The following is an 11804-nucleotide window of genomic DNA, read 5'->3' as shown; positions in this document are numbered from 1 at the left end:
GTCCAACGTGTATGTTCAACAAACATGGCCCTTTCCCTTTGACGGTTGTGTTGCAGGGCCGAAAGAGGGGCTGACGCTTGACGGCATGCATGTGCGGGGTATCGAGAAGGTCGCAGCGCATGCGTTTATCAACGCCGTTGTATTCTTGGCATCGGCTCTGGTAATGCACCGGGCGAATCGCATCAACCAGGTCGCTTAACGTTTGAACAAACTCCAGGGAAGGGTCTTGATTCTATCCACACAACAGAAAAGGGTTTTCATGGCATGCGTCTTTCACGAGAAGTGTGCGTCGTTTTCGCACGCGATGGAATCAGTCTTTCTGCAAAAGGCTCAACTGTTAAATGATAGTTTTCTACGAAAGAACGACCTTTAAATTGTATCGTAGGCACAAGAATCCTCCTTATCGCGCCCTTTCACAAACTCGATCTTTTTATTTACGTCAAGCACAGTACGATATCCTTCATCTTGATATCCGCCCTGCCATCTCCTCATCGGCCACGCCGTAGTACATGTGCACTACGCCGCCTTCTACCCATGCGCCACACGAGAACACCACGCCACCGAAGAAGCCGTTGAGTTCGTAGGTTGCCTCGGGCTTCAGTATCGGCTCCGTGGATCGCGCAATGACCTTCGACGGATCCTCCAGATCGAGCAAACACGCGCCCATCGCATATTCGTTCTTCTCATTCGCGCCGTGGTACAGCACCAACCAACCTCGCTCCGTCCGAATCGGCACCGCGCCGCCGCCGACGCGCGCGCCGTCCCACATTCCAGGTCGCCTGCCCATCAGCCGTTGATGATGGCCCCAGGTCTCCAAGTCCAGCGACGACGCGAGCCAAATGTCCAGATCGCCCATGCTCTTCGGCGCAGGACGATGCAAGAGCCAGTACCGCCCATTGATGCACTCCGGGAACAGCACCACGTCCTTGTTCTCCGGCGGCAGGATGAGCCCAAGCCTTTGAATTTTGCGAAAATCCCGCGTTGCCACGAGTCCCACCACGATGCCGTGTTCCGAGACCGATGTGTAGGTGATGTAGAAGACTCCGTCGATCTCCGCCACCTGCGGGTCTTCCACGCCGAATGCCTCATACGAGGTCTCGGGTGCGGAGAAACGGCCTCTCCTCCACGGTGAAATGACGGCCGTCCTTGTTTCGCGCCAGTCGAAGGTGCGACATCGACGTGAGCCAGATGGGTTCGAGTGTGTCCTTGCGCCGCACGGCGCGAGGATCCGACAAGTCGAAGCGGGGGATCCTTGCGACTGATACGATGGACTTCGACAGACTTTCGTTCGTTGTCGTAGATGGGGACACCCACGGCGTCGTCGTCGGCCACCGCCTGCTCCGCGACGCGCAGCACAAGGATCGTCTCTCCCTGGTACCGCGCCACGCCCGCGTTGAACGCGCCGATGACCTTCATGTCGGAGTGCGGCTGTCAAACGTCCGATCGCGCGGAATGCACTGATTCAAGGCAGGCATCCTCCCTTTCCGTTCACTTAGTTTTAATCTGATTTATTCAAAACAAACGACACGACCTTGTTTTGACACGAATATGGCCTGGTTATACCTGCTGCAGTCGTGTCGATCGAATGGCCCGCTTTTCACTGCCTTGAAAATGAAGAGGTACACTTATTCATCCTTGACAACAATGACCATCACCCCAAGTTCCCTCAAGGCGACGTACATGGTGGGATCAAGCATCTCGATCTTGCTTGTCGTAGTCATGTGTCGTAGTCATGAGATCCCAGATCTTGATAGTCACGTCATGTCTTTGAACAGGTGATATACGATGACCCGACAGCGTATGTGCCAGCGTAACCGCAGCTCGCTTCGCTCCATGGAGCGGAGTAGCCCGATCATCACGAGCAGATAAGCGAGTGTTCTTGCTCCGAAGCGTGCTTATTCGATCAGCGTTTTCTGGAACCATCCGTCGCCCTTGCGGGTCTCGCCCCATCGTTTTCCATCCCCCAATTGGGCGTTTGCCCTTTCCTTGGGCAGGCATTCGACCATAAAGTGCAGTATCGCCTGGAGAAAGGAGATTGCAGATGAGCAGAAAGAAGAAGAGCCATTATGTAATCCTCAAATTAGGCGATGGAGTGGATGCACGAAGACTGGTCAAAGACAATTCATTCGCCAACTGGACGCTCGAAATCCAACGCCCCAGCAAATACAGTCCATGCGTTCGTTATCACGTCCAGCGTGTCTACCCTCTCTAATAGTCCTTCAGGATCGCGCTTCTCTGTGGACACGACGGATTGCGATGGCGATGTTTTCCGGATGATTCTATGTCATCAATGCACAACAAAGGAATGTTCACCAATCAATTCGTTTCAACATGACGAAAGGAGCTCATGAGCATGGAACCGCGAATGAATCACCTCACAGTTCTTGAACTGCGGGAAGACACAGACCACCATCCGCAGTCATATCATATCCCGTTCATGACGGATATTTTTCCACCCTACAGGCCCGTTCGCAGGAATATCTACGGGTGGTGCTATATTCCATACTCCATCCATCAGGAGACCATCGACTCGAAAGATGACAGCGATTGAGACATGACGTAATGGAACGGACGAAGACTCAAGATGTTCGTGCTCTTGGGTCTTTGCATGCCCCTTCCCTGCCCACGACCCGATGGAAGGGGCATGCTGCATACTAGAGACCGTCATCCATAGTGCGCTCATTGAGGAGAGGCGATGTGTCTCGAGTCTGGATGCAAAGATGCGAACGCCTACCCGATGGAGTCGACAACCTACCGCTCCCACAAACGGTCGTTTGAGCCTTCTCCATCAGCATCGTTGTCGTACTCCACGTGATCCCCGGGAACAAAGGCCTGTTGACAGAGCGACCCGAGCCGAGTATCGTCCCCCAATCCCCAATACACTTTCTGACATCTTGGCAAGGCGCAGACTCGTCCTCGCCGCCACATACACTCACGACACGGTTCCGGAAGGAAACGTTTCACACTGTCTATGTCGTCCATCCGAATGCTCATGAAGACACTCGTTCGCACCCAATCATCTCCCGCATGAGATTGCAACAACCATGATCTTGAGTCATATGTGTAATATTTATCCATTTCAATTTCCTTGGAACGTGCTCCAACGCTGGTCATTGCCCTTTGTACGGTCGCCGTGGACAAAACATCTCCCCCGTCGTACGATGCAACATCTAAGACGAAGGGAGGGATATCTCGTGGATGCACTGGGTCCCTACACCCGTTGGGCGGTGGTGTTTCTGATCATCTTCGTGCTGTTCTTCCTGCTCGTGCCGACCTACGTGAGGACGTGCACGACCACCCCCGTGTATTGAGGCGAAAGGTCCTCCTCACTGATGTCGGAAGGGAGGGGCCGCGATGAAGCAAACAAAACCCATCGTGATTGTCCTCCATCCAGGGCAGAAGATTTTGGTGATTGCACGCAAGCGGCACCACCATCACAAATAACCCATATCTTACGGCCCGCCTTTGCGGGCCCTTTTTTGTTAAGTTCAAACAACACAAGAAGGGCTATCCCCCATTCCGCGCAAGGAGGATAGCCCTACACGATTTTAGCGCTTCGATGCGCCCAGATTCATTTGACTTCCCTTGTAAGGAACTCGGACTTCTATCCCCAATTCCCGGTCTCAACGACTCAGTACTGATACGAAGGGACCAACAGGAAGAACAACACGAAGATGATCAGGAAGACCACCGCCCAGCGCGTATACCCGCCGAAGCAGCCTCCGTCGTACATGCGCATTCACCTCCTCGTGGTGGAAGCTGATTTCACCGTACGAACTTCATCCTCCGTCTGTCGCGGTATCTGTCCCGCAAATCGTGCCTGACTCTCGATTCGTCGATGCGATGCATGAACTCCGGTTTCTCCAAACACTACATTTTGTTCCATTTGGATGGACGTCTATGTACAAATCCGTGTGGCTACTCTGCACTTTTGATTTGCGCAACACATCATGGAGCACGTTACACTGTTACGACCAAGATTTGAGCCCAGACTCACATGCTGCGCCGGGGCCGAGCCCCAGCGTTTTTTCCACCGCCGCGGATACGGTCCTAGCAAAACCCGGACAGCAGGTGCAGTCAATCTGGACAGAATGGTCCGGCAGTGAAAGATTTGTCTGGAGGGGCACTAGCTTATGTCGTGCATACGAATAAATGTTTCAACTACTCGAGGATCAAATCGTTTTCCGCTTTCATGAATGATCTCATTCCATACGATATCATGCCTCTTGTCTTCCAATATGATACCGGTGCAATAAGCATCTACGACAGCCAAGATGCGAGCCAGATGATGGATATCATATGCCACTTTCCGGTGCGGGTATCCAGAACCATCAAACCGCTCATGGTGATCTTCGATGACCCGAATAACGTCATCCGACAAACCCAGAGTTTGACTCATCTGCACGCTCAAAGTGGGATGTAGTTTATATTTTTCGAATGCTTGTTCGGAACGTCCAGGCTCCATGACTACTTCAGTTTCCAATGCAGTCAATCCGTAATCAGCAAACCTAGATGCTAACACCAAGTCGTTCCGTTCACGATCGGATAATTCCAATTCATTTGCCATGAGTCGCACATAATGCGCGCGCAAGTCCAACAGCCTTGCAAATTTCTTATGAATGAGTTCCTGCGAATGCAACGCGTCCAGACACAGAAGGAAACGATGCACTTCTTGTAACGAAATTCCGTTAAGCCCGCTCGAATCCGACCATGATGGCGGATTTTCGTGCCACAGGTTCATTTCAGCTTCGATATCCTGCCATTGTCGCCACATGCCGAGTTGTCCGAACATCACTTGCGCCTTTTCATTCAAGCGCACGGCCAATTCCACTTCTCCACAACGAATCGTAATGTTGGCGAGCAGATGGCATAGGCGGGCAATCTCTTCTTTCTCGTAATTGATGATAGATGACCACACCAGATCCAAGGCACGTTTGGTATATTCAATGCTTTCAGTTATTTTCCCCATCATTAGATACAACCTACCGATATCAGATAACACCGGAAGGTCTTTTCTACCACTTAACTCCAGAGATTTCTTAAGATGGAGCTCTGCCTTTCCATATTGACCTAACTCCAGATAAGCGATTCCCAAGTTGTTATGCAGGCCAACGTCATTTCCGTGAACACCTGACTCACCAAACAATCTAAAGCTCTCGAGTATACTAGTAATTGCATCCGCATAAAAACCATTAAGACCTTGAATTGTTGACAAGTTAGCGAACAAAAGACCCTTCGTGATGGATCTAACTTCATCTGTACACTCCTGTTTCAACCGATTTAAAATACGGTAACAAGTATCGTACTCTGACAAATGACGGTAGGCAATAGCTAGATTCACATTGTACAACACCCATGAATCACGCGTTGTGGCATGTTCAACGGCAGATGCAAAACAATCGGCAGCCTGTCTGTAATTACCCATATAATAATTTAAAAGACCTAATTCATTATATATCACCCCCTCCTTACATTCCCATTTCCTATCAGATTGATTTAGCAGGTTCTCTAAAACGAAGCGTGCTGCTTCTAATAAACCCTTTGCCCTGAACTCTCTGGCTGACCGCAAATTCATATTTGTCTTCACGAGATTTTCTCACCCAGTATACATCGGAATTCGAATAATAAATGTACTACCTTGACCAATAATCGAGTGAATTTCCAACCGTCCACCGAGAAATTCCGCCCGCTCTTTCATACCAATGAGCCCGTAATGACCGGGGGGCACATAATTAGTATCAAACCCCACGCCGTCATCCTTGACTGTGATGATAAGGTCTGATTCATCACGTAAAAACTCGACTACGGTAGTGGTCGCTCTGGCATGCTTCTTGATGTTGTTTAGAATTTCCTGGATCAATCGATACAGAGCTACTTGTTTGGCGGGTGTAATCTCTGCAGAAGTCACCCCGTCTTGTACGACGAACGAAGTAGAAATACCCCAGTTTTTTTCAAACTGAGAACATAGAGCTTTCGTAGCTTCAATCAGGCCCACTTCATCCACAGCGAGAGGCCGTAAGTCATATATAAGCGCACGAATTTCTTTCACAGCTTCCGTCACCCGTCGGTGCAACTGATCCACTTGATCTTTCGCTATCTGCGGATTACTATCCAACATGTGCTTCAAAACTTCCAATTTCATACTGATATTCGTCAGCGCCTGAACAGGTCCATCATGTAGATCTCTCGCAATTCTCCTGCGTTCCTCCTCCAACATACGGATCCCTTGATCCCTTAAGTCATAAACATGCAACATCGCTTTATCCAATTTATCCTTACCTCCTTATTCACGCCATTACCAACCTCAAACGAACAATCTGTTTAGCGTAATCGCCTGACTTAATCGCCTGACTAAAATACGAGAGAGGGGACAGCCCCTCTCTCACCTGATAGTATTATGAAGAACGAAGGCCGCAACTCCTTTTAAATTTAATCACCAGGAAAATCTCTCCATCCATCATGCGTAAACTTGTTTGTCGAACCCGTAGACGCGCGATGCACTAAAGCTTGCGCATTGCCTGGATTGGAAAAAACAGAGACAGGTTGACCTGTGTTACCATTCGAATGGATGACGTTCGCGAACACCGGCAATGCTGTGGAGCCAAAGATTGCTGCGGCAGCTACTGCAGAAATAAAGAGCTTCTTCACGCACATTCACTCCCTTTTCACGGTGGGTTCCGGCAGCCCGGCTGCCATAGACTTTCGTCCGTAGACCCGTGGCTTTGCGCCCCCGCCTTTCGGACGGGTTTGCCCTTGCCAACACTAGCACTAACGGCCCTCATTCTTCCATATTCATTATAACATAAATCCAGCCAGCGACAAGTACGTGCTTGATGTTGCTTACCTACGTCGAGGTAAGACCCGTTTGCAATCTCGAAATGGCTCACTCAACTGGTGAGGATCTTTATTTGTGGACAACTCTGTATGTGAGACGATGACAAACCAGGCCATGGGACAATAACAGGTCACTCCGCATAGAGCGCCACCGTTATGTGCAAATTCCGTCGACGGGCTTATAGTCCGCGCTCCATGATCATTCGGTTAGAAGGTATCGGCGCCGCCGTCGGACCTTTTTAGCAGCGATGCACTTTCCGGTGTGCATGTTCTGAATATACAAGATGATCTTTTCAAAGATTTACATGATTCACGGTATGTTCACCTATCTAAATCGAGAAGACGCAACAAATCATCCGCTGACGCATCCTTCGGTGGTCTGCGATTTCGATTCGAATAGACATCTACCACCTTTCGAACATCATCGAGCCCAATGGGTTTGGGGAGGAAATAGGAGGCACCGGCTTCAAAGGCCCGGCTTTGAACGACGTCTGAAGCCTCCACCGAACACAAGACCACGAACTTGTCTGGATATTTATTCAGGATCTCGCGGCATAAATTCAAACCGTCTTCTTGCCCCAATTGAATATCTATAGAAATGAAGTCTACCTCGCGCGAAGACAGTATATTCCACGCTTCCTCCGCATTATGCGCACGCCCCACAATTTCTACACCGTGATGCAAACTGTATACAATAGCTAATGATTCCAGAGTCTCATCGAAATCATCGATCAAGAGCACTTTGATCATGATCCCATTCCCCTCGTAAACGAAAATCGCGAACCGTACCGTACAGCCGTACCCGCTTGTCGCCAACCTGCAACAGGTTATTGCGGTGCACCAATCTCGCCCGGATAAAGCCGCTTGAATTGAGAACCCGAACGCTCCCCTCTGTCCCTGAATTTGTACCCAATTCTCTCATATATGCTGATTTTTCACACACAGCAAATCCACCTATCATCGTTCCCAGGATGGAGATTGTATTCCCGCTTTCGAGCACGCTTGAAACACTTCGTCTTCGAACCACGATGTTCCCTGAACTGTTCAGCGTACTGGAAAAAACTGCACCCACCTTGATGACCGATTTATATGACCGCCTCGAACGGACATCTTCGCAATAATCTTTGAATCTGGCCAGCGCCGTATCGATATCTTCTTGAGTGACGTATTGACGCTGTTAACTTAACCATTTGGATTCAATCAACTCCTTCATCAAGCGATAGTGATTATCTATCAATGCCACTTCCGCGTATTCTTTTACAAATACAGTGAGCAAACGAATCAGTTCAACATGCCGTTTGGAAAAAAGAATCGACGGGATTTTTGGTATTATCTCAGCTGCATCAGCACGCTTGAGTGCGTGCTGAATCAATGTCAAGTACTCACTTCGAAATCGGTCAAGCTCACCCAGTGTGCGTTCAATGATTGACAGAAGGTTTCTGTAAAGCAGCACTTGATATCCAGCAAACACCTTTGATTTGTTCACTTCCCCAAGCACGATCACCCCTCGATCCCCCATGATGGTAGACTGCCTCACCGACCCGTAGATCGTGACCAAACCCGTCGCTTTGATAGAAGCACCTTTCTCCACAGAACCTTGGACAACCACATTCCCGTCAAAAACGATTTCATCCTCCGAGTCAGTGATGTCCTGTTCTACAACGAGTTCACGGACTACATCAATCCTGTCCTTTGTTAAAAAGACCCGTCCATCCCGCGCCGCCACCAGATGATTGTTTACGTGGATGACACCTGCACCAAGCGACAACGTGAACTCTTGCGGATCGACAGGAATTTCTTTCCCATAGACATTTCTGCCTGGAATGTCGCCGATCCCGCGCTCTACCATGCCCAAGATGGTGCCAATGGAAACTCGGCCACACCGCTTGGTTTGTAAAATCGGATCCGTCTCCACTGGAATCCGCACAAATTTGCATGTGAAACCACCACTTCCGCGGGGTTTTATTCCTCTCAACACAACTTCTTCTGTTGATTCATATTTGCAAATCCGTTGAATAGCTTCATGATCAACCGTTCCTTCATAACCATGGTCAGAAAGGAGTTTTAAAATGGTGATTGGCGAAGTCTCCTCTGGCGAATAGAACTCTTTCTCCACACTCAGTACAAGTGTTTCCGAAGGCGCACAGTCTCGCAAACGCAGCTTAAATCCCGGAACAATCGTCGCTTTCACGGAAACGCTAAGTTCGTCCTCCGAGACGATGCATTCATATGTCACATACGGCTCTTTCCCTATAAGTTCAACTTGAATATCATGAGACTCGCTCACAACAACTTGACCCGTCACCGGTTCGCCATTCACGGTCACCTTAATATAGGGATCATCTGGAACAACGATTGTCGGATAGGAACCATAGTGTTTGGGATCACATACTTCAATCCGACCGTCCTTCACACAAACCGTTCCATTAACAGGAGAATAGTTATGTTCTTGTTTAGAATCTAATTCTATATTTCTCCCCTTGAACGGAGATGTAATATTGATTACATCATTCCAATCCTTGAAAACAATTTTCTTCAGAAACTCCCTAAAACTCATACCCTCATCGCCCCGCCTCGATGACAGGATATTGTTGGGAGGAGCGTCTGAACCGAGTGAAATCCACAAGGGTTGCGTTCAGACACGTCCGCACGACTCATTCCAAGTCAAACTATCATAGCCTGTCACAATCCTGCGACAATACGCAACGTAAAACCCAAAATCCTAGTATTCCGATTTGCATTTCAGAAACGAATCGATACTCTGCTTCAATCTGCGACCAAACTCGTCATACACAAGCTGCGAACCCGCCATCACATGCGATCCGACAATGGCGCCTCGAACCCAAACTCCTCGTTCCCCGCGGACGGTTGCGTGAAACACATTCCCCGAGATCCGCACGTTCCCGGTCGCTTGCACCACACACCCGTCCAACACGGAACCGAACACGAGAACGTCTCCATCGAAATCGATGATCCCGTCCTTACTCGAGAGATCTCGGTCAATGACCAGTTCGGGAACGACATCGATGCGTTCTTTCGAGAAGACCACTCGGCCGCTCCGCGCGGCAATGACGTGATCGTGCACGCGAATCACACCTGGTCCGAGCTCGGGAGGCTTCGGATGCTTCGGCGGCACTACTTCGTGCCCAAAGACATCACGACCAGGGACCGCCGGAATACCCGGTTCCCAAATGGCAATCGGCGTGCCGGCTGAAACCGACGCAACCTCCATACGCCTTCGCAGCGGGTCATAGACCTTGGGAAGCTTGAGTCGGCGATAACGCGCTGGACGACCAAGCTGAGAGGGCGTCCCCCGAAGGACCACGCATTCCATTTCTTCTGTCACTGGTCCAGCGCCTCCAAGGTCTCCTAATCGGTGTGCCCACATACCCCATGGATTGGAGATGTTCTAGGATCTTGTCCATCCCCAAAGGCTCGGGTCGTACCGTTTGAATCTCAAGTTCCAGCACGGCTCGACGGACGTCTTCCATCTCTCGAAGGCGATACGTTTCGCCGTATGTGACATGGATCGAACCGATCACTTCCATATTGTGACGAATCACTTTCGTCGCAAACCAGATCGTTGGCGCTTTGGAAGCCAACTCAACTTCGATGCGTTGCCCTTCCTGAACGACGACTTCGCTAATCCGCTTCTCACCGTCAATCCGTACTGTCAAGCGAGCATCATCAGGATTGACAAGCGTCGGCCAAGCGCCCTGGTCGTCAGGGTTTCGAATCCATATGTGGTTGTCCCGAATCGTCACGGTCCCATGCCTCGGGAGGGCGAGACCGCCTACGCGTCATGCAGAGTTTCCTCCATCGGCATAAGCAGAAGCGACCGTTGTGTACGAGAGGGCCACAGTCGATGCCATACAGCTATCCACCATCGCCACATCCGACCGCCACCTCCGCCTCGTGTTCTCCGTGAACAACGGGACTAGGCATCCGCAGTTTCGGCCCCCCATCGGTGGTATAACGTGACCAATCGGTCGATTTCCCGGCTCTTCGAAATCACCATCGGATCGGACCATGAACGTTCTTCTGCAAGTTTTACGAATTCACGTCGCCTGCGTTCGATTTCTTGGATGACACCTTGTATCTGGTCGACCGACAGCGGCGGAGACCAGTAGTAGCCTTGGCTCATGGGGACACCGAGGCCACGAACCGTCCGCAAGTCCTCAGACGTTTCGACACCCTCTGCAATGATCCGATCGCCAGATCCCATCATCTGAACGAGCTGGGACAAGCTCCTTTGCTTCGCTGGCGTTCTCGAAATCCCTTCAATCCATGTTCGGTCGACTTTGACCCAATCCGGCTCCAACGTCAAGACCGCGGTCAAGGTACTTGAACCGGTCCCGACGTCATCCAGCGCAATCTGAACACCGAGGGAGCGGATGAACTGAATCATTGGGAACAAGCGCGTCACGTCATAGGAAACGTACTCGACGATCTCGAGCACCAACTGTTCGGGTCGGCACAGGCCGGCCTGAAACACCCTCTCTAACTGCTCGACAAACACAGTTTCCATCAAACTGCTCGGGGTTACATTCACAAACAAGAGGGTCGAAGGGGCTTTCATCCATGCAAACTGCATGGATTGGACGCTGAGACTCACCACGAGTTGGTCCACTTCCAAAGCGCGATTGCACGCAACCGCTGCGCGAAACCACACATCGGGTGAAATCCCATGTCCACGAAATCGAGGGCGACTCAATGCCTCGTGGGCGCAGACCTCCCCACGAGCATGATCCACAATCGGTTGATAGACAAACTCGAGAACGTTTGTACGTAGCACTTCCTCGATCGATTCGACAAGAGATAGTTCATCATTTGGGTTTAGAGGATATTTATACCCCCCCCCCCCCCCCCCCCCGAGAAGGGGTTATTTTCTAAGGGCTTCTTTCCCATTTCACAACCCTCCAAAACAATTTGGGCAGCTCGCCTACGCAAGCTGCCACCCTATCTATCTT

General features: G+C 50.4%; 9 protein-coding genes, 1 pseudogene and 1 riboswitch. Of the genes and pseudogenes, 1 reads left to right on the top strand and 9 read right to left on the bottom strand.

Going from position 1 to position 11804, the window contains the following annotated elements; genetic code table 11:
* The first annotated feature begins 7 nt into the window (after window positions 1-7).
* Window positions 8-199, top strand: coding sequence for a hypothetical protein (locus tag AACI_RS17060; protein ID WP_012812198.1), 192 nt, complete (start codon window positions 8-10; stop codon window positions 197-199).
* 235 nt (window positions 200-434) lie between these two features.
* Here AACI_RS17060 and AACI_RS15180 read toward each other — a convergent pair.
* The 9 genes and pseudogenes from AACI_RS15180 to AACI_RS15145 all read right to left on the bottom strand — a co-directional run.
* Window positions 435-1425: pseudogene (locus AACI_RS15180) on the bottom strand (glycoside hydrolase family 130 protein); the annotation flags it as partial.
* Window positions 1426-4126: 2701 nt separating this feature from the next.
* A complete protein-coding gene (locus AACI_RS15170; RefSeq protein ID WP_012812196.1) occupies window positions 4127-5587 on the bottom strand; it encodes an HD domain-containing phosphohydrolase in 1461 nt (486 codons plus the stop codon).
* A gap of 9 nt (window positions 5588-5596) precedes the next feature.
* Window positions 5597-6268, bottom strand: a complete 672-nt coding sequence (locus AACI_RS15165; RefSeq protein WP_012812195.1) for a sensor histidine kinase — start codon at window positions 6266-6268, stop codon at window positions 5597-5599.
* A gap of 161 nt (window positions 6269-6429) precedes the next feature.
* Window positions 6430-6648 (bottom strand): hypothetical protein, encoded by a 219-nt coding sequence (locus AACI_RS16455; protein ID WP_148213891.1) that lies wholly within the window; start codon window positions 6646-6648, stop codon window positions 6430-6432.
* A gap of 28 nt (window positions 6649-6676) precedes the next feature.
* Window positions 6677-6762, bottom strand: a riboswitch (cyclic di-GMP riboswitch).
* Window positions 6763-7155: 393 nt separating this feature from the next.
* Window positions 7156-7584, bottom strand: coding sequence for a response regulator (locus AACI_RS15160; RefSeq protein WP_008340306.1), 429 nt, complete (start codon window positions 7582-7584; stop codon window positions 7156-7158).
* 427 nt (window positions 7585-8011) lie between these two features.
* Window positions 8012-9460, bottom strand: coding sequence for a FapA family protein (locus AACI_RS16215; protein WP_218917128.1), 1449 nt, complete (start codon window positions 9458-9460; stop codon window positions 8012-8014).
* Window positions 9461-9556: 96 nt separating this feature from the next.
* Window positions 9557-10066, bottom strand: a complete 510-nt coding sequence (locus AACI_RS15150; protein ID WP_041708564.1) for a FapA family protein — start codon at window positions 10064-10066, stop codon at window positions 9557-9559.
* 16 nt (window positions 10067-10082) lie between these two features.
* The gene (locus AACI_RS16650; protein ID WP_169304869.1) at window positions 10083-10598 is read right to left on the bottom strand and encodes a hypothetical protein; all 516 of its coding nucleotides are present in this window, start codon (window positions 10596-10598) and stop codon (window positions 10083-10085) included.
* A 173-nt stretch (window positions 10599-10771) separates the two neighbouring features.
* A complete protein-coding gene (locus AACI_RS15145; protein ID WP_012812194.1) occupies window positions 10772-11629 on the bottom strand; it encodes an EAL domain-containing protein in 858 nt (285 codons plus the stop codon).
* Window positions 11630-11804: the final 175 nt, after the last annotated feature.

The sequence above is a fragment of the Alicyclobacillus acidocaldarius subsp. acidocaldarius DSM 446 genome (genome assembly GCF_000024285.1).
In the GTDB taxonomy this organism is placed as follows: domain Bacteria; phylum Bacillota; class Bacilli; order Alicyclobacillales; family Alicyclobacillaceae; genus Alicyclobacillus; species Alicyclobacillus acidocaldarius.
Note: the sequence above shows the minus strand (reverse complement) of the source record. Positions and strands in the feature narration are given on the sequence as shown.

Excerpts from the sequence above, each read along its gene's own strand:
- AACI_RS15160 (WP_008340306.1), bottom strand. The coding sequence starts at position 7,584 with ATGATCAAAGTGCTCTTGATCGATGATTTCGATGAGACTCTGGAATCA.
- AACI_RS15150 (WP_041708564.1), bottom strand. The coding sequence starts at position 10,066 with ATGGAGGTTGCGTCGGTTTCAGCCGGCACGCCGATTGCCATTTGGGAA.